This is a genomic window from Exiguobacterium mexicanum, assembly GCF_005960665.1.
Taxonomy (GTDB): domain Bacteria; phylum Bacillota; class Bacilli; order Exiguobacteriales; family Exiguobacteriaceae; genus Exiguobacterium; species Exiguobacterium mexicanum_A.
The window spans coordinates 1,356,463-1,379,833 of the sequence record NZ_CP040676.1; the positions used below are offsets into that span (position 1 = coordinate 1,356,463).

22 protein-coding genes and 1 tRNA gene are annotated in these 23,371 nt (G+C 48.7%); 14 read left to right on the plus strand and 9 right to left on the minus strand.

What is annotated here, in order from left to right; all coding sequences use genetic code 11:
- Nucleotides 1-54: 54 nt before the first annotated feature.
- Entirely contained in the window at nucleotides 55-918 is an 864-nt protein-coding gene (locus FED52_RS07405; RefSeq protein WP_138859461.1) for a cation diffusion facilitator family transporter, read from the minus strand.
- A 181-nt stretch (nucleotides 919-1,099) separates the two neighbouring features.
- Here FED52_RS07405 and FED52_RS07410 point away from each other — a divergent pair, with 181 nt between their 5' ends.
- The 6 genes from FED52_RS07410 to FED52_RS07435 all read left to right on the plus strand — a co-directional run bounded on the left by FED52_RS07410 (nucleotide 1,100) and on the right by FED52_RS07435 (nucleotide 7,351).
- Entirely contained in the window at nucleotides 1,100-1,411 is a 312-nt protein-coding gene (locus FED52_RS07410) for a hypothetical protein (protein ID WP_021067357.1), read from the plus strand.
- A 38-nt stretch (nucleotides 1,412-1,449) separates the two neighbouring features.
- Complete coding sequence (locus FED52_RS07415) at nucleotides 1,450-2,235, plus strand: class I SAM-dependent methyltransferase (RefSeq protein ID WP_138859462.1); 786 nt, start codon at nucleotides 1,450-1,452, stop codon at nucleotides 2,233-2,235.
- Between the two features lie 144 nt (nucleotides 2,236-2,379).
- On the plus strand, nucleotides 2,380-4,758 hold the full coding sequence (locus FED52_RS07420) for an immune inhibitor A domain-containing protein (protein ID WP_138859463.1): 2,379 nt from the start codon (nucleotides 2,380-2,382) through the stop codon (nucleotides 4,756-4,758).
- A gap of 110 nt (nucleotides 4,759-4,868) precedes the next feature.
- Nucleotides 4,869-4,939: transfer RNA gene (locus FED52_RS07425), tRNA-Thr, on the plus strand.
- 392 nt (nucleotides 4,940-5,331) lie between these two features.
- Nucleotides 5,332-6,189 carry a hypothetical protein gene (locus FED52_RS07430; protein WP_138859464.1) on the plus strand — a complete coding sequence of 286 codons (858 nt, stop codon included), beginning with the start codon at nucleotides 5,332-5,334 and terminating at the stop codon, nucleotides 6,187-6,189.
- A 304-nt stretch (nucleotides 6,190-6,493) separates the two neighbouring features.
- A complete protein-coding gene (locus FED52_RS07435; protein ID WP_138859465.1) occupies nucleotides 6,494-7,351 on the plus strand; it encodes a GAF domain-containing protein in 858 nt (285 codons plus the stop codon).
- A gap of 926 nt (nucleotides 7,352-8,277) precedes the next feature.
- Here the strand turns inward: FED52_RS07435 and FED52_RS07440 are convergent.
- Nucleotides 8,278-9,096: an RNA helicase gene (locus tag FED52_RS07440; protein WP_138859466.1), complete on the minus strand. Its 819-nt coding sequence runs from the start codon at nucleotides 9,094-9,096 to the stop codon at nucleotides 8,278-8,280.
- Between the two features lie 229 nt (nucleotides 9,097-9,325).
- On the opposite strand from FED52_RS07440, the gene FED52_RS07445 reads away from it, so the two are divergent.
- Nucleotides 9,326-10,261, plus strand: coding sequence for an IS30 family transposase (locus FED52_RS07445; RefSeq protein WP_138858923.1), 936 nt, complete (start codon nucleotides 9,326-9,328; stop codon nucleotides 10,259-10,261).
- Nucleotides 10,262-10,435: 174 nt separating this feature from the next.
- On the plus strand, nucleotides 10,436-11,131 hold the full coding sequence (locus tag FED52_RS07450; protein WP_034777482.1) for a queuosine precursor transporter: 696 nt from the start codon (nucleotides 10,436-10,438) through the stop codon (nucleotides 11,129-11,131).
- Nucleotides 11,132-11,162: 31 nt separating this feature from the next.
- On the opposite strand, the gene FED52_RS07455 is transcribed toward FED52_RS07450, so the two are convergent.
- Nucleotides 11,163-11,411 carry a hypothetical protein gene (locus FED52_RS07455; RefSeq protein ID WP_034777481.1) on the minus strand — a complete coding sequence of 83 codons (249 nt, stop codon included), beginning with the start codon at nucleotides 11,409-11,411 and terminating at the stop codon, nucleotides 11,163-11,165.
- Nucleotides 11,412-11,557: 146 nt separating this feature from the next.
- Here FED52_RS07455 and FED52_RS07460 point away from each other — a divergent pair, with 146 nt between their 5' ends.
- The 3 genes from FED52_RS07460 (at nucleotide 11,558) to FED52_RS07470 (ending at nucleotide 13,027) form a co-directional block, all read left to right on the plus strand.
- Nucleotides 11,558-11,914: a PilZ domain-containing protein gene (locus FED52_RS07460; protein ID WP_034777480.1), complete on the plus strand. Its 357-nt coding sequence runs from the start codon at nucleotides 11,558-11,560 to the stop codon at nucleotides 11,912-11,914.
- An 87-nt stretch (nucleotides 11,915-12,001) separates the two neighbouring features.
- A complete protein-coding gene (locus FED52_RS07465) occupies nucleotides 12,002-12,634 on the plus strand; it encodes a hypothetical protein (RefSeq protein ID WP_138859467.1) in 633 nt (210 codons plus the stop codon).
- Nucleotides 12,635-12,754: 120 nt separating this feature from the next.
- On the plus strand, nucleotides 12,755-13,027 hold the full coding sequence (locus FED52_RS07470) for a hypothetical protein (RefSeq protein WP_240731233.1): 273 nt from the start codon (nucleotides 12,755-12,757) through the stop codon (nucleotides 13,025-13,027).
- A gap of 70 nt (nucleotides 13,028-13,097) precedes the next feature.
- Here the strand turns inward: FED52_RS07470 and FED52_RS14020 are convergent, their stop codons facing one another.
- Together FED52_RS14020 and FED52_RS07475 are read right to left on the minus strand one after the other, a co-directional pair.
- A complete protein-coding gene (locus FED52_RS14020) occupies nucleotides 13,098-13,232 on the minus strand; it encodes a hypothetical protein (protein ID WP_034777478.1) in 135 nt (44 codons plus the stop codon).
- Nucleotides 13,233-13,288: 56 nt separating this feature from the next.
- Entirely contained in the window at nucleotides 13,289-15,952 is a 2,664-nt protein-coding gene (locus FED52_RS07475; RefSeq protein WP_138859468.1) for a cation-transporting P-type ATPase, read from the minus strand.
- A 251-nt stretch (nucleotides 15,953-16,203) separates the two neighbouring features.
- Between FED52_RS07475 and FED52_RS07480 the strand changes: the two genes are divergently transcribed.
- A complete protein-coding gene (locus tag FED52_RS07480; RefSeq protein ID WP_138859469.1) occupies nucleotides 16,204-17,238 on the plus strand; it encodes a PTS sugar transporter subunit IIC in 1,035 nt (344 codons plus the stop codon).
- A 40-nt stretch (nucleotides 17,239-17,278) separates the two neighbouring features.
- On the opposite strand, the gene FED52_RS07485 is transcribed toward FED52_RS07480, so the two are convergent.
- The 4 genes from FED52_RS07485 to FED52_RS07500 form a co-directional block, all read right to left on the minus strand.
- Complete coding sequence (locus tag FED52_RS07485) at nucleotides 17,279-18,322, minus strand: lipid II:glycine glycyltransferase FemX (RefSeq protein ID WP_167491792.1); 1,044 nt, start codon at nucleotides 18,320-18,322, stop codon at nucleotides 17,279-17,281.
- A 231-nt stretch (nucleotides 18,323-18,553) separates the two neighbouring features.
- Entirely contained in the window at nucleotides 18,554-19,552 is a 999-nt protein-coding gene (locus tag FED52_RS07490) for a Gfo/Idh/MocA family oxidoreductase (protein WP_138859471.1), read from the minus strand.
- A 60-nt stretch (nucleotides 19,553-19,612) separates the two neighbouring features.
- A complete protein-coding gene (locus FED52_RS07495; protein ID WP_138859472.1) occupies nucleotides 19,613-20,101 on the minus strand; it encodes a GNAT family N-acetyltransferase in 489 nt (162 codons plus the stop codon).
- Between the two features lie 79 nt (nucleotides 20,102-20,180).
- On the minus strand, nucleotides 20,181-20,606 hold the full coding sequence (locus tag FED52_RS07500; RefSeq protein ID WP_138859473.1) for an OsmC family protein: 426 nt from the start codon (nucleotides 20,604-20,606) through the stop codon (nucleotides 20,181-20,183).
- Nucleotides 20,607-20,701: 95 nt separating this feature from the next.
- Here FED52_RS07500 and cls point away from each other — a divergent pair, with 95 nt between their 5' ends.
- Nucleotides 20,702-22,159: a cardiolipin synthase gene (gene cls / locus FED52_RS07505; RefSeq protein WP_138859474.1), complete on the plus strand. Its 1,458-nt coding sequence runs from the start codon at nucleotides 20,702-20,704 to the stop codon at nucleotides 22,157-22,159.
- A 233-nt stretch (nucleotides 22,160-22,392) separates the two neighbouring features.
- Nucleotides 22,393-23,298 carry a GGDEF domain-containing protein gene (locus tag FED52_RS07510; protein ID WP_138859475.1) on the plus strand — a complete coding sequence of 302 codons (906 nt, stop codon included), beginning with the start codon at nucleotides 22,393-22,395 and terminating at the stop codon, nucleotides 23,296-23,298.
- The last annotated feature ends 73 nt before the right edge of the window (nucleotides 23,299-23,371 follow it).

The following is a 23,371-nucleotide window of genomic DNA, read 5'->3' on the forward strand; positions in this document are numbered from 1 at the left end:
TTTCCAAACTCATTATATACGAACGGCGGCGTGAAGCGCAAAAGATAACCGAAATCAGACCGGTTCAATGTGAATATGGACCGAATCGACAGCCTGATGTTCGTCGAGCTCCCGTTCGATGTCATCACACAAATCGTGCGCCTCCTCGACGGTGAGACTTCCTTCAACGGCAATCGTCACATCGAGCATGACATGGTTACCGAGGTGACGTCCTTTGATTTCACGCACTTCCTTGACGGCATCGAAATGCTGAATCGTCTCTTCGTAGGAATCGACGAGATCCGGCGGGAATCCGTCAGAGAGCTGATGTGTCGCATCGAGAAAGATTTGAATCGCGGTCCGAATGATCATTCCCGCAATCAAGACGGCGAGAACCGTATCCATCCAAGGCAATTTAAAGTAAGCGAAGAGAACGCCGAGCGTAGCCCCGATCGAGATCATGGCATCGGCCAAATTATCTTTCGCGGCCGCTTTCAAGGCGAGCGACCGGGTTTTCTTGGCCAAGTTCGAATTGTACACATACACGCCGAACATGACAAGTGCACTTAAGAACGCGACGACAGCAGCAAGCGGGTTCGGTTCGACGTATTCACCACCGATTAGAGTGGCGATGCTGTTCAATAGAACGAACACCCCGACGGCGACCATGATCAGCGATGCGACGAGCGCGGCGAGTGTCTCCATTTTGGCGTGACCGTATTTATGTTCGGCGTCTCGGGGCAGTGCGGCGATGCGAATGCCGATATAGACGGCGATTGATGCGATGATGTCGGTCGTATTATTGAATCCGTCGGCGAGGACGGCCTCCGAATTGTACACCAAACCGAAGACGACTTTTAATACAGATAAGACCAAATACGTCGTGATCGATAAAATGGCGCCTTTAAGCGCTTTTGGTGGATGAGTTGTCGACTGCATCCGACCACCTCCTTTTTAGCTAAGTCAGTATACCAGTTGAGATTCATGTGGGCATAGAGAAACAGTGTTTCCCACAGCCAATAAAAATGGAATATATTCCCGGTGGTTTCGTTGTTCGAAAATTATGGTAAAGTAAATGGGAAGAGACAACAGGGTTATCCCCATAAAAGAGGTGAAACAAATGTTTACGGAACGTGATGGAATCAAGCTTCGGTTGGAACAAATTGACAGATTGCTCGCTGATTTGAACCGAGAAGCAAAACAATTGATGGCTCGTCTACGCGAACTCGACGCAAGCGGTGAAAACCCGCATGAGGTCACCCTCAAGCCGGAAGATCGTGACACGCTCAAATCGTCAATCGACGAAACGCTCGAGGCGCTCCAGAGCCGCTCGAAACGCCCGATTAACCCGAACGACGAGAAGAAGAAAGAACTTGCCTCCCACAAGGCACTCATCGACGAGTTATCGGATTTACTCAGCAAGAAAAAATGAGACGCTTCTGCGTCTCATTTTTTCAGTAAGGAGAAACTATGACTTATATCGTTACAACTTGTTTACGCCCGACTGAGGCAACCATCGAACGGGCCGAGGCCCATGCGGCGACTTATGGCGCCCATTTCGTCACCCGTCGCAAACATTCCATCGACACGTTAAAACAACGTCACCATGCCGGCGTGCTCGTATTTGATAAACGTCGCGTCGAATACACCCCTCTCGCCGGAGATGAACCGTTCTTTTTCCACCCATCGAGCTCGGTGTTCCGTGTGAAGCAGCTTGCGCGTAGCGGGAACGATCCGCTCGTCGATGCCGCCGCAATCAAACCGGGTGACCGGGTCCTCGACTGTACGCTCGGGCTCGGCTCCGACAGTATCGTCCTCAGTCATGCCGTCGGTCCGTCGGGTCGCGCCGTCGGAATCGAGAGCGAATTTGTCACAGCGATGCTCGTCAAGGAAGGGCTAACCGTTTGGGAAGAAAAAGAGCCCGCCGTCAATGAGGCGATGCGTCGGCTCGAGGTCGTTTGGACGGATGCCCTCACCTATTTGAAGACATGCCCGGACGATTCATTCGATGTCGTCTACTTCGACCCAATGTTCGAAAAGACGATTTCAGAATCGGTTCACTTGAACCCATTACGATCCCTCGCCAACACGAATCCGCTGTCTCTTGAACTCATGATGGAGGCCCGTCGTGTTGCATCCAGACGAATTGTCCTAAAGGCTCACTTTGAGAGTGAGACGTTTGAAACGTTTGGTTTTAAAAAGATTGTTCGTAAAACATCCAAATTTCATTACGGCATCATCGATGTAGAGACTTGACCCCTTAGGTCTTTAGGACCATTCGGGACGAAAGTCTCTTTTTTAAATTATTATTTTCTGAATATTGACATTAATCAGACACAAGTTTAACGTTGGATTCAAGCTCACACAATATCCCATTATTTTCACAGGAGGTTAGTACAAATGAAAAAACGTTCCATCCGTCGTACGACGCTCGCCGTCGCATTGACATCGGTCATGAGCGTCAGTGCGATCCCGGCCGTCGGTGCCGCTCCACTCGCCGCCTCACCGTTGCCAACCCCAAGCTCGACCGCTCCATTCGATCACAACATCATCGATGAGGATCGGCTCGCTAAAGCGCTCGAGAAACGAGGCGTCATCAAAAAAGGGCTTTCGGCCACCGAGCGCCAAAAAGCCGTCGATGCCTATATCGAGAAGAAACAAGGCGGTGCGAAAGACGTCCATAAGCACGACGATAAGTTAGACAAAAAAGCAGCCAAAGCAAAAGAGAAGATACATAACCAATTCGAGAAAGAATCGAAACGTCTCCTCGACAAAGCGAAAAAAGGACAAGCGAACTATCGCAAAGGCAAGCCGAACGGTCAAGTCAAAGTCGACCCGGCCAAACAGGCAGGCTATAACGGCGCCGTCCGTGAAGACAAAGTCCTCGTCCTTCTCGTCGAGTACAGCGACTTCAAACATAACAACGTCGTTCAAGAAGAAGGTTATCTCTATAGCGACAACTTTAGTAAAGAACACTACGAGCAATACATGTTCGGCGACGAATCGTTCGAACTGTTCAACGGGGAGAAAGTCCAAACGTTCAAACAGTACTATGAGGAACAGTCGGGCGGCAGTTACACGGTCGACGGCACTGTCTCAGACTGGTTGACCGTCCCGGGCACAGCGAAAGATTACGGCGGTGACAATCCGGCCGGCGGGAATGACAACATCGGGCCAGGTCCGCGTCAACTCGTTAAAGACACGTTGAACGCTGCGGTCGCTTCAGGCATGGACCTCGCCGAATACGATCAGTACGATTTATATGACCTCGACGGTGACGGCGACTTCAACGAGCCGGACGGCTTGGTCGACCACTTGATGATCATCCATGCTGGTACCGGCCAAGAAGCTGGTGGCGGTGTCCTCGGTGACGATGCAGTCTGGTCACACCGTTGGGTCGTCGGCAACAGCCCTTACCGCGTAGCAGGTACGGAAGCAGCTGTCCCATACTGGGGCGGTCAAATGGCGGCATTCGATTACACAATCCAACCTGAAGACGGCGCAGTCGGCGTCTTCGCTCACGAATACGGTCACGACCTCGGTCTTCCAGATGAGTACGATACACAGTACACAGGTCAAGGCGAACCGATCCAATCATGGTCAATCATGAGCGGCGGCAGCTGGGCTGGTAAAGTGGCGGGTACAGAGCCAACGAGCTTCTCGCCACAAAACAAAGAGTACTTCCAAAAATTGATGGGCGGCAACTGGGCGAACATCACGGAAGTTGACCTTGAAGACATCACGCAACAAGGTTTTGTTTCGAAACTCGATCAATCGGTGACGAAATCAACCAACCCTGGATTGTTGAAAGTGAACCTTCCAGACAAGAAAGTAAAAGGCATCGAACCAGAATACGGCGAGTATTACTACTACTCGACAAAAGGTGATAACTTGCATACTGAACTCTCGACACCGACGGTCAAACTTGGAGCGGACGGTACACTCGCTTTCGACACACGTTTCGATATCGAGTTTGACTACGACTACTTGTACGTGAAAGCACTCAGCGGCGGCAAAGAAGTCGTCCTTGACGTCTACGGCGATGACAACACTGGAAACGGTGCGGAATCGACGAACGGCGCTTGGGTGAACAAATCGTACGACTTGTCACAGTTCGCTGGTCAAGACGTACAAATCGTCTTCGAATACGTGACGGACGGTGGTCTTGCCCTTGAAGGGTTCGCCCTCGACAACTTGTCGATCACGTCAAGCGGACAATCGCTCCTCGCTGACGATGCGGAAGGCGCAGAGAAAGTCACGCTCGACGGCTTCGTCAAGTCGGACGGCTATGATTCGAAACCGCACTACTACTACCTCGAGTGGCGCAACCATGAAGGCGCTGACACTGGTCTCTTGAACGGCCGTGGCGTCAAGTACAACACAGGTCTCGTTGTCTGGTATGCGGATGATTCGTTCTCAGACAACTGGGTCGGCATCCATCCGGGTGAAGGTTTCCTCGGTGTCGTCGACTCGCACCCTGAGGCACTTATCGGCAACTTGAACGGTCAAGACACAGTCGCTGGCAGCACGCGTTACCAGATCGCAGACGCGGCGTTCAGCTTAGACAAGACGCTCCCTTGGTACATCGATTCACCGAGCCGTGGCATCTATGACTACAAAGCTCAACCAGGCGTGAAACAGTTCAACGACGCCAACACGTACATCAACTCGCTCATCCCAGATGCGGGCCGTAAACTTCCACAATACGGTCTCGTCGTCGACGTCGTCGGCGAAGCGAAAGACAACTCGGCTGGAGCAGTTTGGGTCCGGACGAAGTAAGCTTGATTCAACGCACCCCCGCCCTTCTCACCATGAGGAGGACGGGGGTCTTATTATTCTAAAAAAGCTTGAAATTTCATGACAGACTGTGTAACATACTAGATGTAACCGCCTCTGTAGGTTAGTGGCAGACCTCAGCAATGGTAATGCTGCAGCACGAGTTCGATTCTCGTCGGAGGCATCAAAAATACCGCTCAACCGAGTGGTTTCTGGCGCTTCCTGTATTTTTGAAGGAGGCGCTTTTTTATTTTGTTATTTGGTATTTTTTTTGCTTTCTCGTCATCAACAAATAACTTCATTTTCTAGAGAGATTATTACTCTAATTGATAGTAATGAGGGGAAATCTAATACAAACGTTTGTAAACAAGATTCTATTATTTAAAGACAATACGATATTAGTTTAAATTCTTTAAGACAAATTTCTTATCTTTAGATTTAAAAATCAAAGTAGTTAAAACACCTCTTCTAGTTTAAGAGCACGATTGAATTGAATCGATATTGGAACTAGGTAAAGCTGGATTTTGGAGTTTAGAGAATCAAAAATCTTACTATGAAGAAAAGGAGACTAGTACTTTGTTTGATTATCTTGCTTCAAACTGGATTGGATTGCTTGCGCTAATTATTGCGTTTGTAACTTTAATTTATACATGGAAATCAGCTAAAAGCGCAAAAAAATCTGAACTAACAAGCGAAATTTCTAGCAAAGCAGCTGTAAACGCTGCTGATGCATCATTCAAACAGGTTGAATTAATGCAAAAAGAAATAAATAATAGTCACTTACCAAAAATCCTCCCACTCAAGGGTCAAGCGACCTTCGCAATGTATTCTCTATCTGATATAAAGAGAAGATTACTTTTATATGAGACAGAGAATAAACCAACCGATGTCAAATTATCCATTCAAGTCTCAAATTCTGGTATTGGGAACGCTTATAATGTTTGTACATACTTAGAGATAAATAATGAAGCCTTGGATAATTTAAAAAATTTGAAAACACCCCAATTTTATAAAACGCGATTTAATGAAGACTACACTATTTCCTATAATGAACAATATGATAGAGTCCCGGCTAGCATTCAGTTCAATCTATTTAGTCGTAGCGAGGAAAACATCTTTACCTTTCCACTCATTCAAGATAATAATTCTAAATCACTTCTCATTCAGAACGAAATACACGAGATGAGACCAAAATCATTCATGTATTTAATTATTTTTGATTTGATTTATAGGGACATACACGACCATTGGATTTATTCTAATCCAGAACTAAATGGTCTTGAGCTAGTTATTAAATTTCAAACTAATGATCAAATAGACACAGATGACTTTTCTATAAAACGATACAAACTGAAAATGGAAAGAGTATTTTCATCTCATGAAAGAGGCATAATGACTTTATTCTTCGACTTTAAATATATGAGAGATTTTTAGAATATATCTCATCAACAGTGAATGGCACTGAAAACTCTAAATGACTTTTAGTAGCTGATCCGGTATGCAATCCTTTATGAAATGTTGATTACGGACGATAATGAGTTACATCTTATAATCGGCCTTATCTCATTCGATTTCATCACTCATCTGCTCGAAAATTGTATAAGCCATTGTTTACATTTCTACAAAAGTAGGGATTTTAAAGCTACTTATTGTATTCTTGTGTGTTTTAAAAAGAACAGTAATAGTTATGATTTCCCTTTATAATTTTCTAAGATACTATTTTTTAGGGAGGACAAATATGGATAATATTATACTTGGTGTATTAGATAAAATGAGCCCAACGCATTTAACTCTCATTTTATGGGCGGTGACTTTATTTATACTTTATGTTTTATTCCAAGTGGGCGGAGCAGTCCGTAGGTTTTCTAAGAATATGGACAAAGAAGATCGTGGAATTGAGTTGTCTAAACAAAACACTGAGCTAACTCGTCAAGTAGCTGATATAAATAATGAACAATCTCACTTTTACAGTGCTGTGCAATCATTAAACAGTTACATTTCTAATTTTAATAGCTTATTAAACTATCATACTACTAATAGAGGTCATTTCTTACCTGAACATGCCGAACAATCGCTTGCAGATTTGCATCAAGCAAGCTCAATCACTTTACTTTCGATTCATAATGAAATTTCTACCTCAAATAAGTCTCGTGTTAGCTATTGGGTTTATAATGATGAAACTGGTCAACTAGATAGTATAATGAGAAGCACTAATTTCACATCAAATGCTAGCCGTGATACTAGTCGTACTTTAGATATTAACCTTTCCATTGCTGGAAGAGCATTTCGAAAAAAAGAAATGCAGTTTGTATCTAATTTAAATATTGATCCTGACTGGTCAACTTTTAGCACCAATCAAAAATATGAATCTATTTTAGCTGTTCCGGTTGCGGATTTTGGAGTGGTTACAATTGATTTTTCAACCCCTCCAAACGAGATTGTCATAGAATTATGCGGATTATATGTAAAATCATTTGAATTTCAGATTATTATGTATGTAGATGAATATTTATCTTATGAACGCTATAGTAAACGTTTGGAAGAAGAGATGAATAGTAATGAAGTAAGAGATGAAGTAGAAGAAAAAGATGAATAATCTATTTTAAACAACATATCCATAGTTTAAAAGATTTCAAAAGGTATTTCTTGTAGGTCTTAGGTTGGATGACTTTTAACGCAATTGCATATATAATTTAAAAAGAACTACTAAAAGGAGGGGTTAAAGTGATTACTATAACTCATTCGCAAGCTAATAAAGCTAACAAGTTATACAAAGCGAAAAACCCATCGAATATAAGGGGAAGTAAAACGTTTAACAACAAATCATCTGCTCTTCAACATAATATCCTCATTTTCGAGCAGACAAATCAAGAATCAATCAATTTGGCTGACTATATTCGAATTTCAAAGAATTTTCCTCAAGACAAATAGTCATTTTATAAACTCAAACCTACATAAGGCTTGAGTTTTTTTGTTAAATCATTTTACTCATTTTGCGACCATACCATGTTCACTTGTGTTCGAAATTACTTCTGCCACTAGTGTCCATATGATATCCCGTTCAATCAAGTATTTTTAGTGCAATTACTCTATTTTGCAGAGAACACTTTGCTTTTACCTATGCAGAGTTTATACTCCGTAAATACTTGTTACGTCGTTCTTGGTTTGTCAAAATACTCATAAGATGCATGTAGAATATTCATTTAACAAAAAAAACGGATAATTCAAACGTTCCGCGTCGTAAGGTTATAGGAACATGTTTTCACAACTTAATTAAAGTGATATGAGAAGATTTGAAGGCATAGACTGTCATTGCAATCACCTTGTAGCTTAAGACTATTTTGTGTGAGTAACTATAGAAAAGTTAGGGATCTAGGAGCACTTAATCGTTCAAATTAGGCCTCTTCAGTAGTTCCAATGACAGACAAGGATTTTTTTAATATCTATCACGTAAACAATAAAAAAGCTGGAGATATGAATAACACCTATCTGTAGCTCTTTTTCCATTGTAAAATATGTTGTTCAAAATGGTAATTCTTGTGCGCTTTCGATGTAAGAAATTAATATATTTCGTGGTGTTTTACGCAAATCAACATTATTTGACGTAAGATAGTCTAAAAACTCAGGTTGACGAGCTATGACTTCTGCCGTCTCTAAATACTCTGCATTTTCAGATATGTATTTAGAAACCAGTTGTTTTAATGTCTTACTGTGGACAATATACTCCGAATTCTTAGTAGTAGCGATTTCTTTTTTTACATGAGAAAGTTCACTTCTTAATGCACCTAATTCATCTAAAATCAACTGATTTACATCAGAAACTGTAGTTTGTTCTAAGGAAGGGATTTTAAATTCTCCAAAGTTACCTAAAAATGTTGAGAATTTTGGGTCTTGTTCTGATTTCTCTAGTGTTAGTTTAATTCTTTTAGCTAATTCATGTTTAAATTCTACAACTTTTCCAAAGCGTAAATCTTTAGGGTATGTGATATGTTCAATTACTCCTGTATCAAAAATAAAATCAGTATCATCATCTTTAATCAAAATTGTAGGTTTATCGAAAGTCAGTCTCATACCTAATTCGAATAGCACATTTGGATTTCTACCACTTATGTCACATACAACGATATCAGCATTGTATAAATTTTGGATAATTCTTTTATGTATCACATCTATCTCTCCATCAGAGTTACTAACAATTTCGGCTGAAAACTGATGTTCTTTAATCAACTTAGTTGATTCTACTATGATTGATTTAACTTCAGACCAATGTTCTGAAGTATATCCGGGCATAGCAGCTATAGGCATTATTATTCCACACTTTCTATATTCAGTTTGCTCCAAATTTAATACCCTCTTTCATTTTTTGTAAATTTCATTATTAATTATACATTTTGAATGCATCTTTTATTTGAAAATTTGTATATTTCTATCTGATATTATACTATTACTTTTTGTATTCGATGAATTATAAAATTAAGTGCAACACCTGAACGTGAACGCAAAAAAGCCCATAGCGACGGCCTCGTGTAGAATGAAGTTACCACACAAACATTCAGACGGAGGAATCGCTATGAGCTACACCCATCTTACCACAGCCGAACGCGTGAAAATAGAGACCTATCTGGAGCTCGGGATGTCCGTACGGTCCATCGCGAGACGGCTCGGGCGACAGCCCTCGACCGTCTCGCGGGAGATCAGACGGAACCCCGGGTACAAGTCGGACCGTGCACAGGAACGCTACGTGAGGGCGAAAGCGAACTGCGGCGCCAAGACGAAGCTCGACGACATGATGCGTCTGACGATCATCGAGAAACTGCGGGCGACCTGGTCCCCGGAACAGATCGTGGGGCGGCTCTTCAGCGGCAGGATCGCCTTCTCGACCATCTATCGATGGATCTATGTGGGTTTGATCGACGTGCCGACGACCGTGCTCCGTCAGAAGGGCAAGCGCCGGAAACCGGTGGAGACACGCGGGCGATTCAATGTCGGGCTGTCCATCTCGAAACGGCCTTCGGAGGTCAGGGGGCGCCAAACGTTCGGGCACTGGGAGCTCGACACCGTCGTCTCCGGGCGCGGGAAATCGAAGGCCTGCGTCGCCACGTTCGTCGAGCGCAAGAGCCGGTTCTACCTCGCGCTGCCGATCACGGACCGTAGCGCGGCCTCGATGGAGGAAGCGATCCACACGGTCCACGCCGCCTTCCCGGCGGGCACGTTCAGGACGGCGACGACGGACCGGGGCAAGGAGTTCAGCTGTCACGAGCGCGTCCGGGCATCGCTCGGCGTGCCGATGTACTTCGCCGACCCGTACTCGTCCTGGCAGCGCGGCAGCAACGAGAACGCCAACGGCCTCCTGCGCGAGTTCTTCCCGAAAGGATCGGACTTCGCGACGGTCGGCCAGGGAGAGATCGTGGACGCGCTCGCCAAGATCAACGGGCGGCCGAGGAAATGTCTCGGCTGGAAGACCGCACACGAGGCCTTCGCGGAGGAAGTGTTGCGCTTAATTTGACAAACCGTCATTCTAAAAGATTTGACATCAACTAATACCTCATTATTACTTCTTCCTAAAAACAAGGATTTTTCTATATTATAGTTATTGTGTAAACTGTCTTGACACGGTTTCCGTTCCTCTATAAACTTGTAAAGTTGACAGAATGAATGATTTGGAAGGAGTACGATCCCCATGCTCAATGAATGGTTATGGATTCCTTCTGCCTTGCTCACGCTCGGTCTGCTCGTCCTCAGTTATAAGCTGTTCGGACGTGTCGGACTGTTCGCCTGGATCGCGATGGCCTCGGTCGTCGCCAACATCCAAGTGACGCAGCAGATTGTAATCGGTGGTTTCATCTTTACTCTCGGGAATATCGTCTACGGTTCCCTTTATTTAGCTACTGACATCTTGAATGAAAAATATGGTCGTCACACCGCCCGTAAAGGCGTCTGGCTCGGCTTCTTCATCTTGATCGTCTCGACGGTGCTCATGCAATTCGCACTGCTCTATGAGCCGTTCGAAGAGGCGCTGTTCATGCATGAGAGTTTCGAGGCGCTGTTCTCGATGCTACCGCTCATCACGCTCGGTAGTCTCGCGGCGTACCTCGTCTCACAGCTGTTCGACGTCTTCATCTATTCGAAGATTCGTGCCAAGACCGGTGAGAAGAAACTGTGGCTCCGGACGACCGGTTCGACCGTCGTCTCACAGTTCATCGACACGCTCACGTTCTGTACGATTGCCTTCTGGGGCATGGAATGGGACATCTGGTGGAATATCTTCATCACGACATACGTCGCCAAGTTCATCATCGCTTGGATGGCGACGCCGTTCATGTATTACGCAAAACGGACCGTCCCACAGGAAGACGAGACAGAAAAAGCAGCCTAAACAAAACCGCGAGCCCATCGGCTCGCGGTTTTTACTTACCTTTGATATGAAGCCGCACCGCATAAGGGCGTGCATCTTCAAGCGACGATTTCTCCCGACAAACGGTGAGCGCCACGTACGCGTCGATGGCGAGCGCCTCGATGGCCTCGTCCGTCGCCTCGACCTCTAGTATGGTGTAGGGCGGCAGTTGCTCCAACTTGACCCACTGCCCGTGTAGATTTTTCGCGTAGATGATTGGTTCGTCGATCGAATAGCGTCGGAGTAAGTCCTTGACGTTCATACGATCCCTCCTCTATCCACTCTGTCTTCTCATTATAGAAAGCGATTGCATTTCTGTAAACCGCGCTTCCTAAATTTTGGTGCATTCAACGCTTCACGATTCGCCAAAAATAGCCGATAATCAAGGTAGAGAAATGAGGTGAACCGATGCGCTATCGACGACAAGAAACGTTTCGTTATATTTTACCGAACCCCCGCTTCATCCCATATCGCCTCATCTGGGAAGACAAAGAACTTCATGACGGGGAAGCACAACTGCTCAATATCAGCGCCCACGGTCTGAAGATGCGGTGCGACTACTTATTTCCACTTTCTGAAGGATTGAAAGTCCAAGTCAAACTCGACCTCGTCCCGTTGATTCAACCGCTCGACCTGACGGGTCACGTACGGCACCGTGGACAAATGGGGAGCCTGTATGATTACGGGATTCGACTCGATTCGAACTCTGACGAGACCCAGCAACTCGTGACGATGATTAAAGCGTATGCGCGCGAAAACCAATGAGAACGTGTCGATTGACACTTCTCATTTTTTGTTCGCTTGATTCCGGGGTATACTAAAAGAAACAGAGACAGACTCGAGGTGTAGGGCATGACTAGAAAGTTTTTACTCATTCCGTGGGCCGCTGCGATCGCCATCGCGCTCCTCGGCCCGAACGAACCGTTCTCGAGCCGGTTTTTGCTCGATTTCATCACGTATAATACGGACGCCTATGAAGGGTATTCGCTTTCCCTTTTCAGCATCCTAGGCGTTTATCCTCTCGCCTTGTTCCCGCTTCTTTGGTCCGAGGTGAACCAGTTGCGCCCGAACCCGCTCTTACCGGCAGCGACCGGTTTCGTCGTCGGCGGCTTCATCATCGCCCCGTATTTGGCGTTCGCGCGGCAGTCGCCTTATCCGACACCGATCAAACCGCTCCCGACACGATTGCTCGGGGTGTTGCTCTTGCTCGTCACGATCGGTTTGTTCATCGCCGCATCGACGACCGGGAATGTGGCCGAGTATTGGTCGTACGTCGAACAGAACCAGTTCGTCCGGACGATGACAGTCGATTTCTTCTTGCTCGCTTTCATCCAAATCACGTTGATGAACCGGGATGCAAAGCGCTATAAAATGAGCTTGTGGCCGCTGCCTTACATCCCCTTGTTCGGTTTGTTGTTCTGGCTGATCATTCGTCATAAGCAACCGTTCAACGAGGCACCGCCAAGCCGACAAAAAATGAAATGAACCGAGCCCCTTTCGCATTCGCCTCAGGTGCATTCTGATGGAAAACAGGATGACGGTTCCCAAATCGGGCCTGCTCCTATATACTGAGAATTCAGCTTACAGACGAAAGAAGGTACACCCATGAGATTTTTTAAAGTGATGACGCTTACGAACGATAGAGGCGAAGACATCATCTTGAGCGAATACTTCAAAATCATCGACAAACAAGTCGATCAGTTTTTGAAGGACACGCTCGAGCTTGATATGTACGACCAGAACGTGACACTGAAAGAGTGTCAAGTCGCCAAGGACCGTTGGGAATGCCCAGTCGGCGATTTTACCATCGTCGAGTATTTTAATGAGAAAGAGTTCGACAAGATGACCGAGTATCGCAGCCCGGCACCGAAAAAATAACGCCATAAAAAGGCTTTCCGATTTTTGTCGGAAAGCCTTTTTTTGTGGATACTCCCTCATTGAAGTCTCCTTATTTTGATTCTTTGTCGTCTTCTTCAGGTGCCGGGTCCGGATGTTGCGTCGGAGCCGGTTTTGTAGCCGGGTTTGATTCCTCATCCGGTACTGGGTCCGGGTGAACCCCTGGTTGTGATTCATCACGTTTCATTGAGCATCCCTCCTCTGCATAATGGACTAATTCCACATTAGGCAGTGTGCAAAACATCAGTGTATGTCTTTGTTGCCGATCACACGACGCGAGATGGCTTTCTCGATTTCGACGATGACAAAGACGATGAGACCGAACGCGACCGGATAAATCCAGTCTTGCAATTCAAGTGGTGCCGTACCGAACAGCGTGTGCATGAACGGGACGTACGTAATGAACAGCTGGAGCCCGATCAAGAGTGCCGAAACGAGGAAGGCGATCTTGTTGTCAAAGAAGTGACGGTTGAACGCCGGCGCGAGCTCGGTCCGACAGTTGAACAAGTGAAACAGTTGCGCCATGACAATCGTATTAAGCGTGATCGTCTGCAACTTTTCGGTCGAGTAATCGAAATCGCCGAGCATATAGTTGATGACTAGACTACCGCCCCCGATTAAAATCGAGACGAACGTGATGCGGAAGACGTAGTAGCGACTCAGCAACGGCACGTTAGCGGGACGCGGCGGCCGTTTCATCGTGCTCTCTTCGAGCGGCTCGAAGGCGATGGCGAGCGAGAGCGTGATGGCGACGACCATGTTGACCCAAAGGATTTGGACCGGACTGAGTGGTGCCGCGGCGCCCAATAAGATACTCATTGCGACAAGGAGTGCTTGTCCCCCGTTTGTCGGGAGCAAGAACAAAATCGTCTTCTTCAAGTTGTCATAGACGCGACGACCTTCACGGACGGCGTTGTAGATCGTCTTGAAGTTATCGTCGACGAGCACCATCTGTGAGGCCTCTTTCGCAACTTCCGTTCCTTTAATCCCCATCGCGACCCCGATATCGGCCCGTTTCAAGGCCGGGGCGTCATTGACGCCATCACCGGTCATCGATGTGATTAAGCCGTTTTGTTGCAGTCCTTTGACGAGACGAAGTTTATCGTTCGGGCTCGTCCGGGCGAAGACGTCATTATGGACCGACGCCTCTTTGATTTCTTCGTCGGACATGTTCGTCAATTCTTTCCCTTCGAGGGCGCCCTCGACTTCCATTCCGAGTTCTCGGGCAATGGCGACGGCCGTGTCTTTATGGTCGCCGGTGATCATCTTGATACGGATCCCCGCGTCACGACAAGCCGCGACCGCTTCGATCGCTTCTTGTCGTGGCGGATCGACGATGCCGTAGAGGCCGAGGAATGTGATGCCGTTCTCGACGTCTTCATGGTCGACCGTCTCTTTCGAGGCGTCGACGCGTTTGAAACCGCCCCCGAGCACGCGTTGTCCGCGGTCGGCAATTTCTTTTCGTTTTTCATCCCAATAGGCACGGTCGAACTCCGTGTCTTCCGCCATATCGAACAGGCGGTCCGGTGCCCCTTTGATGAAGATCATCCGCTCTCCTTTATAGTCGACGAGCGTCGCCATATATTTGTACTCCGAATCGAATGGAATCTTCGAGATGACGTCCAAACGTTCGATCGGCCGCTCCGCTTTTTCAGCGAGCGTGAGCAAACATGCTTCCGTCGGGTCACCATTGACGACCCATTCGCCGCCCTCTTCATACAGCTGGGCGTCGTTACATGTTTTCCCGACCGTGAGAAGGTCGATCATCGACTCATCATCATCTAAATCGAACGGTTGACCGTTCAGTTCTAAATCACCGTCCGGGGCGTATCCACTCCCTGACACTTCGATGTCGTGTTTGGCCGTGACGACTTGTTTGACGGTCATCTCGTTTTTCGTCAACGTCCCGGTCTTATCGGTACAGATGACCGATACGGCGCCGAGCGTCTCGACCGACGGCAAGCTGCGGACGATGGCTTTCTTCTCGGCCATGTTCCGGACACCGAGCGCGAGGATGATCGAGATGACGGCCGGTAATCCTTCTGGAATCGCGGCGACGGCAAGACCAATCGTCGTCAGCATCAACTCGATTGGGTCGAAATCGCGGACGAAGTAACCGAACGCGTAAATGACGACCGAGATGACGAGGATGGCGATGGATACCGTCTGACCAAACTTCGTCGTCTGGCGGATGAGCGGCGTCTTCACCGTCTCGACTTCAGCAATCGAGGCGTTGATTTGGCCGAGCTCCGTGCCTTCTCCGATGGACGTGACGATTGCTTTCGCACTTCCCGTCGCCACGCTCGTACCCGAATAAATCATGTTCTTGCGATCACCGAGGACGGCGTCTTCCGGTACGACTTGAATTTTCTTCTCGACCGTCGTCGCTTCACCTGTCAACGCCGATTCCTCGACTTTGAATTTCTCGGCTTGAATGACACGGGCGTCAGCCGGCACTTTATCACCGGCGGCAAGGACCAAGATGTCCCCGACGACGAGGTCGCTCGAGTCGACTTGGATTTGCTTGCCGTCACGGATGACGCTCGCCTTCGTCTCGAGTAATTTTTTGATTCCTTCTAACGCCTGCTCGGCCTTGTTCTCTTGGAGATATCCGACGACGGCGATAACCGTCACAACGAGCACGATGACGATCGTATCGATGTACTCTCCTAGAAAGCCGGTGACGACAGCGGCACCGAGCAAGACGAAGACGAGAATATCATTGAATTGACGCAAAAATTTTATGATTTCAGGTGTCTTCTCTTTCTCGGGCAGCACGTTTTTCCCGTACTGTTCCTGCCGACTTGACACTTCCCCTTTCGACAGACCACTAGATGTGTCCGTCTCGAGCGAACTCTTTACCGCATCCGGTTCGAGTGCGTGCCAGTTTTTTGTCTCCATCTGCATCTCTACTCCTCCTTGGTCATTCCTATATGGAAAGTCTTTCCCCTTTCTCTTCCCACTCCGGGCCGGACTGACACATTTGAGCTTGTTTTTTCGCTAATTTTACAGCTGAATTCGTTCACAATTTTCCAATTCGCCAGTTGGAAACGCTACCATCAAGAAAAGTGGTGTCAGATGGATGAAATGGCTTTACAGAACCGTTCGGATGGTTAACTATAGAGGAAATATAGAACAGAGAGAAAGAGGTACACCGTATGATCATTATTCAAGGTATCGCACTTTTACTGTTGATTCTTGCCTTATTCACGTTATTCAGTTACAAAGCCCCGTTTGGAATGAAAGCGATGGGCGCCTTGGCCGGCGCCGCCATCGCCAGTTTCTTGGTCGAGGCGTTCAACGCTTACGCCATCGGCGGTTTGCTCCCGCTCCCTTTATATGAGGAAGTCGGACAAGCGGCCGGTTCATTATCAGGTCCGGCCGCAGCGGCGCTCGTATCGATCGCACTCGGGATCAATCCGGTCTACGCGCTCATGCTCGGTCTATCGGTCGCCGGCTTCGGCATTCTTCCTGGCTTTTTCGCCGGATACATTCTTGCCCTTATCGGTCGTAAACTAGACCGGCATTTACCGGCCGGTGTCGACATGATTTTCTACGTGATCGTCATGGCTCCCCTCGCTCGCCTCGTGGCGACAGGAGTCGATCCGCTCGTCTCGAACACATTGTCGCAAATCGGTGCGGTCATCGAACTTGCCGCGACGCAAAACCCGGTCGTGATGGGACTTGTCCTTGGTGGCATCGTCACGGTCGTCTCGACGTCGCCACTTAGCTCGATGGCACTCACGGCGATGCTCGGTTTGACAGGCGTACCGATGGCCATCGCTGCCCTCGCCTTGACGGCGTCGATCTCGATGAACTTCTTGCTATTCAAACGGTTGGACATAGGAACGAAGAAAGACCAACTATCGGTCGCGATCGAACCGCTCACGCAAGCCGACCTCATCTCGGCGAACCCGATTCCGATCTACAGCGTCAACTTTGTCGGCGGTGCGATTGCCGGACTCATCGTCGCGATGACCGGCATGGTGAACGACGCGCCAGGTTCTGCTGCCGGGATTCCGGGATTGCTCGTCATGTACGGCTTCAATGATTGGCAGACCGTGACCGTGACGGCGCTCATCTTGTTCGGCGTCGGCATCGTGGCCGGACTCGTCGGCAGTAAACTGTTCAGTAATTTCCCTATCACTCGCCAAACCGAAAAAATGGCCGCTTCCGACGAAGAGGCCGCTTGATACAAAAGGTTCTCACTCCATCTCGAGTGAGAACCTTTTGTTATCGTTCTGCTTGCACCTCGGTGACCGTCTCTGCGACCGGTGTCCGATAAAGTGGAAAGAAATCAGATGGTCCGTAGCGGAGCAAATGGTCTTGATTCAACCGATGGTAAACCGCCTCATCGAGCACGGACTGTCCGATATAGTATGTGAGCGGCTCATCCCCTGAGAAGCTCTGCTTGAAGTCATAGAGCGCATCTTCCCCGGTCGCTCCGCCACCGAGATGTACGTATGCTTTCTCTTTCTCGGCCGCGCGACGAATCATCTCGCGGAACAAGAAATGGTTCGGTCGCAGCGCCAAGTAGTTCGCATCCGAACCTCCGAGATGATAATGCGCTCCATCGTCCCCGAACAACATGAACACGCCTGCCACGATGACGCCCTCATGGACAGCGAATAACAGCTCCGTTTCGCATGTATCGCTGTTCCACAGGTCCTCGAAGTATCGGTCCGAGAAATAGTACGCCTCGTTCGCTGCTCGACGGTCCATCGTCGCCCGATAAAGGCGGATGAATTCACATAGTTCATGGGCCTGCCCTTGTACCGCCGTCACTTGTTCACGGATAGCCCGCTTCACGTTTCGTTTCGTCATTTTACTGAAGCGTTGCTCAAGTTGGTCGAACGGGTCATCGAGCCGGACGTGCACCGTTTGACGAATCGGGACGGCTTGGCCGAAGGCACGCATCAAATCATGGTCGAAGCGGCAAGGATGATATCGAATCGTCTCAGTAACCGTGGCTTGATTCTCAGGGCGTTTTAAAAAGAGACGTCTAGCCTCTGCGACGTCTTCGTTCGAAAAGTTGCCTTCACGGAACGGACCGCCATAGCCATACGCCGTCACGAGATCATCATGACGATGTGCAATTGGACGACGGATGTACGGATACAGCAAGATGCCGTCCTCTTTGGCCGCGATATACAACTCAGGCTGCTCGCCTGGTTCACAGTTGGCCAATACATAATCGTAATGATCGTACGAGTCACAACTGACCTCCCGTAACCAGTTCTCCCACTCCCATCGATTTTTCACAATCTGATTGAACATCATCCGTTCCCCTCTTCCTATAAGTCGTCATTGTTTGAAGTGTGACAGGACAGTCTGGAGTCGTTTCCTATGTCCTGTTCCCATTCAACGCTGACTATTTGAAGGAGGGGAATAGCTTTTTGTTGTTAACAAACATGAAGCGAGTTTGTTCGTTCACAATAAAATCATAACGATTTCTTTGAGATTTTAAAAAGGACGACCTCGCCAATGGCATCAGGTCGTCCTTCATGATTATGACTTGAAGTCGAGGACACGTTGTAGCCGTGATGCTTCACGAGCCGTTTCGATGACTCTCGTCGTCAAGAGCGCTTCCCGAAGCGGCACGAGCGGATGACGTGTCATATAACTATCCGCCAGCGCCCGGTAGAAGGACAAATACTCACCTGCTTCGATGTCGATTGTCGATTCAACGTCTGTGACGACCGTTCCACTCTCACGGTCGGGACATCGCACTTCCCCGTTCCGGAGACACGCCTCTTGCGGATCGAGTCCAAACTTCAAGAAACTGCCTTCCGTCCCGTGCACTTCGAACCGCGGCGCCTCGACGGCTATGAACGGGTTCGAACGCAGATATACCCGTTTTTCTCCATAATACAGGGTCAGATGGAAGCCGTCGTCAGACTGACCTCCTTTACGTTGAATCATAACATCTGCCGACACTTTGTCGGGTGCACCGAACAAGACGAGCGCTTGATCGATCAAATGGCTACCAAGGTCAAACAATATCCCTGCTCCCGGCCCCGCATTCTCGCGCCACCGATCCCGGACGACCGGACGGAACCGGTCGAACCGTGACTCGATCACTTTCCAATCGCCGAGTCGTTTTTCCTCGAGCAGTCGTTTGACCGTCATGAAGTCTCCGTCCGTCCGTCGATTATGGAAGACGTTGACGATTCCGGCACTGGCCTGTTCGCGTGCAATCAACGCCTCTCCTTCCTCCGTCGTCAAGAACGCGGGCTTCTCGACGAGAACATCCTTCCCTTCCTGTAAACAACGTTCCACCATGTCCTTATGTAAATGGGACGGCGTCGTGACGATAAACAAGGTCGCCTCAGTCGCGAGAGCCTCGTCTAGCGTCGCATATACCGCGACATCGCCAAGTACGGCTAGTACGTCCTCAGGTCTTGATGAGACGACACCGGCGATCTGGAAGTCATCCAGCTCCTGTAAAAATGGTAAATGAAATGTCGTCGCGGAAAAACCGAAGCCGACAAGAATCGTTTGAATCATACCGTTCTCCTCCTATCCATTCGCTTCCCAGTATATCAAAAAAAGGAGTCAATCGACCCCTTATGCACTGACACTCTCATCCATGCTGTATTCAAACGTGTTATACCCGTCCCGTGAGTCCACGAAGACGAAGCCAAACCGTGGATAATAACTGTTCAAGAAATCATTATCAGCCACACAATCAAGCCGGACCGGCTCCTGTGTGTCGGCTTCACGTAAGACGTGCTCCATCAGTTGTTGACCGACGCCCCGCCCCTTCAGCCGTTCACTGACAACGATTCGATGGATGTATTGACCGCGCTCGCCATCTTCCCATAAGCTATGGTCCCAGTCATCTGCCGGAAGTAAGGCGATCGAGGCCAATACCGATCCATCTTGCTCGTACACATATACATATCCCGAGGTGATGTCTGTCTGCACCCGATCTATGAGGTCTTGCTCCAAATATTCCGCCCATTGATCGCTACCTTGTTGTTTTAGCGCTACGGCTCGTTGTTCGATAAGGTCCGCGATGTGTTTGGCATCGCGTTTCGTCGCGAGTCGAATCATAACGTCCTCCTTTGTATTACAGTATTTGAAATACAAATATAACGGACCGTTTCGACTCTTTTCAACCATCCTGCTCACATCATGTGAACGGGACGACCTCGCCGCTGTTCAATTGATAGCTGTACGTCATCGTCGCGTTCAGACTGTGCGACACGGAACAATAGCGGTCGACCGACAACTCGATGGCACGGCGGACCCGTTCTTCCGGCATATCTCCGTCGAGGACGTACAAGATATGAATCGCCGTGAACTTCTTCGGATGTTCCGTCGCCCGGACGCCGTCGATTTTCATCTCGAACCGCTCGAGCGGCAAACGCATCTTATGCAGAATTGAGACGATATCGATGCCTGTACAGGCGGCCGTCGCCTGCAACAGCATCTCGGTCGGTCGTGGACCCGTGTTGAGACCACCGACGTCCTCCCCGGCATCGAGCGTCACGTCATGACCTGACGGCGTCGTCGTCTGGAACGCCATCCCTTGTTTCCAATTCACTTGTAAATGCATCTTTGTCTCCTCCTTATGTTTCGATAGCTTACTATTCCCTTGAATGAGGTATTATTAATCTATGCACTGAAATTGTCGTTTAGGGAGTTGGTCGCTTGGATTGGTCGGTCATTATTAGTTGGGGACTGTATATCGTCCTCGGGTTGAATTTATTGTTCGCGTTAGCCGTCATTTTCGCGGAGCGCCGTGATGTCGGGGCGACGTGGGCGTGGCTTCTCGTCTTGTTCTTCTTGCCAATTATCGGGTTCATCATCTATCTCTTTCTCGGCCGACAGTTGAAGAAGGACAACTTCTTCAACTTGAGCGTCGAAGAGCGCTCGTTCCACGCCCTTCAAGTCGACAGTCAAATCGAACAGATTCGCCGGAAAGAGACCGCTTTGGCTCAACCGGTGTTCGAAAAGTACGAGCAACTGCTCGAGATGAACTTGCGATCGTCGAAGTCACTCATCAGCGTCCATAACAAATCTGCCATCATGCATGATGGCGAACAGAAGTTCAAAGCGCTCATGGACGATATCCGCAGCGCCGAAACCGAGATCAACATCCAGTACTACATCATTCAACGCGACGCGCTCGGGAAGGCGCTGATCCACGAACTAATCGAACGCGCCAAGGCGGGCGTCAAAGTCCGGCTGTTATATGATGCGGTCGGTTCGCGCAGCCTCCGTGACTCCGATTTTAAAGAATTGATCGCACACGATGGCGAGGTCCGCGTCTTCTTCCCGCCGACGCTCGGATTGATCAACTTCAAGTTAAACAACCGCAATCACCGTAAAGTCGTCATTATCGACGGCAAGATTGGTTATGTCGGTGGCTTCAACGTCGGCACCGAGTATCTCGGCCTGGTCGAGAAGTTCGGATACTGGCGTGACACACACCTCCGCGTCGAAGGGGACGTCGTCTACCATTTGCAACATCGATTCATTCTCGATTGGAACTATTCAGGCAGCAAACGTCATGACCCGGAGAACTCATTCTGTTTCGCACGCCACGACATCAAGGACAAGTCGCCGATGCAAATCGTGACGAGCGGACCGAACTCCGACACGGAACATTTGAAAAACATGATGATCAAGATGATCATGTCGGCGAAACATCGTGTCATCATCCAGACGCCTTATTTCATCCCGGACACGAGCTTCATGGACGCCTGTAAGATGGCACTTTTGTCCGGCGTCAAGATGGACATCATGATTCCAGGAAAGCCCGACCACCCGTTCGTCATGTGGGCGTCGCTATCGTTCCTCGGCGAATTGCTCGACTACGGGGCGAACGTCTATATGTACGGGCAAGGCTTCCTACACGCCAAGACGCTCGTCGTCGATGATGAGATTTCGACCGTCGGGACGACGAACTTGGATGCCCGCAGTTTCCGATTGAACTTTGAAGTGAACGCCGTCATTTATGATCAGCGGGTCGCGCTCGAACTCGCATCACTGTTCGAGTCAGACGTCGCCGTCAGCCGCAAATACACGGTCGACGACTATGCGGCCCGGAAATGGACCGTCCGGATGCGCGAAGGCGTGTCACGATTGCTCAGTCCAATCTTATAAGTTCTGATCACGCTAACTACCCCATCGTATCGGCCAAGTATGCCAACGCGATGGGGTATCTTTATATTCGTAAGTCGAGAGCTATGTACTCACACCAAGCTGTGTCGATTTCTCGTCATATTCTAAAATTTGCTAGCATTTAAAAGAATACTCGCTAGTTTCTTCCCGAATTAGGGTATAAAGTATCAGTACGAACGTCCTACACTACCGCTTCGGCTAGGAAAGGAGGAAGTATGCGTTCACGCATATGTCATACAATGGCTGATCAAGAACGGACTCATCATGACACTCACACCACGAAACCCGATCCTTCCTCATGGGACCAGCTCCCGATCGGCCTGTTCGCATTCAATCGTGACGGGCAGATCGTCAGCTATAACGAATCATTCGTTCATTTACTCGGGATGCTTCCGACCTCGATTGTGATGTTCGAGCGATGTAGTTCTTCTTCGTTCGACTTCTCAGGCGCCATTCGGAACGTCTTGAACGGGGAGACGATTCGCATGGCCGGCTGGTATAAAGCACCAGAACGGCAGGCTCGCTTCATCCAAACGACGATGTCTCCGAGTTTTTCCGCGGACGGACAACTTGACGGCGGCGTCGGCATTTTAGAAGACGCGACCGAGCAACGTCGTTATGAAGAACGCATGGAACACCTGTCCTCACTCGATCCGCTGACAGAGCTATATAACCGGAAGAAAGTCGGGGACGTTCTCTCGTCGACGGCTCAGGAGACGGTCGACACAAGGGCGCCCGCCGCTGTCATCATGCTCGATATCGACTATTTCAAACTTGTCAACGATACGTTCGGCCATCCGACCGGAGACCTCGTCTTACGTTCGATTGCCCAACTGCTCAGGCGCAACATCCGCAAGTCGGACTCGATCGGCCGCTGGGGTGGTGAGGAATTTTTAATCGTCGCCCCGCAGTCAACGCTTGCTGACGGTGTGCAACTCGCCGATAAGCTCCGACAAAAGATTAACGCCGAGCCGTTCGGTCCCGTCCCGCGCGTCACTTGTTCGTTCGGCGTCAGCGCCCTTGAAGATGGGAAGACGGTCGAACAGGCGCTTCAAGATGCCGATGAGGCACTGTATATTGCCAAGAACCGCGGCCGGAATCAAGTGTCGAGCAAGCGATAGTTTTGAAAAAGGATGCGTTCGTGCACCCTTTTTTTGTGGACAGACGATTCCGTCAAGTTGGCTTGCCTTTACA

Excerpts from the sequence above, each read along its gene's own strand:
- FED52_RS07410 (WP_021067357.1), top strand. The coding sequence starts at position 1,100 with ATGTTTACGGAACGTGATGGAATCAAGCTTCGGTTGGAACAAATTGAC.
- FED52_RS07475 (WP_138859468.1), bottom strand. The coding sequence starts at position 15,952 with ATGCAGATGGAGACAAAAAACTGGCACGCACTCGAACCGGATGCGGTA.
- FED52_RS07465 (WP_138859467.1), top strand. The coding sequence starts at position 12,002 with ATGACTAGAAAGTTTTTACTCATTCCGTGGGCCGCTGCGATCGCCATC.
- FED52_RS07445 (WP_138858923.1), top strand. The coding sequence starts at position 9,326 with ATGAGCTACACCCATCTTACCACAGCCGAACGCGTGAAAATAGAGACC.
- FED52_RS07405 (WP_138859461.1), bottom strand. The coding sequence starts at position 918 with ATGCAGTCGACAACTCATCCACCAAAAGCGCTTAAAGGCGCCATTTTA.
- FED52_RS07490 (WP_138859471.1), bottom strand. The coding sequence starts at position 19,552 with ATGATTCAAACGATTCTTGTCGGCTTCGGTTTTTCCGCGACGACATTT.
- FED52_RS14020 (WP_034777478.1), bottom strand. The coding sequence starts at position 13,232 with ATGAAACGTGATGAATCACAACCAGGGGTTCACCCGGACCCAGTACCG.
- FED52_RS07510 (WP_138859475.1), top strand. The coding sequence starts at position 22,393 with ATGCGTTCACGCATATGTCATACAATGGCTGATCAAGAACGGACTCAT.
- FED52_RS07450 (WP_034777482.1), top strand. The coding sequence starts at position 10,436 with ATGCTCAATGAATGGTTATGGATTCCTTCTGCCTTGCTCACGCTCGGT.
- FED52_RS07485 (WP_167491792.1), bottom strand. The coding sequence starts at position 18,322 with ATGTTCAATCAGATTGTGAAAAATCGATGGGAGTGGGAGAACTGGTTA.
- FED52_RS07480 (WP_138859469.1), top strand. The coding sequence starts at position 16,204 with ATGATCATTATTCAAGGTATCGCACTTTTACTGTTGATTCTTGCCTTA.
- FED52_RS07495 (WP_138859472.1), bottom strand. The coding sequence starts at position 20,101 with ATGATTCGACTCGCGACGAAACGCGATGCCAAACACATCGCGGACCTT.
- FED52_RS07470 (WP_240731233.1), top strand. The coding sequence starts at position 12,755 with ATGAGATTTTTTAAAGTGATGACGCTTACGAACGATAGAGGCGAAGAC.
- FED52_RS07420 (WP_138859463.1), top strand. The coding sequence starts at position 2,380 with ATGAAAAAACGTTCCATCCGTCGTACGACGCTCGCCGTCGCATTGACA.
- FED52_RS07500 (WP_138859473.1), bottom strand. The coding sequence starts at position 20,606 with ATGCATTTACAAGTGAATTGGAAACAAGGGATGGCGTTCCAGACGACG.
- FED52_RS07460 (WP_034777480.1), top strand. The coding sequence starts at position 11,558 with ATGCGCTATCGACGACAAGAAACGTTTCGTTATATTTTACCGAACCCC.
- FED52_RS07435 (WP_138859465.1), top strand. The coding sequence starts at position 6,494 with ATGGATAATATTATACTTGGTGTATTAGATAAAATGAGCCCAACGCAT.
- FED52_RS07415 (WP_138859462.1), top strand. The coding sequence starts at position 1,450 with ATGACTTATATCGTTACAACTTGTTTACGCCCGACTGAGGCAACCATC.
- FED52_RS07455 (WP_034777481.1), bottom strand. The coding sequence starts at position 11,411 with ATGAACGTCAAGGACTTACTCCGACGCTATTCGATCGACGAACCAATC.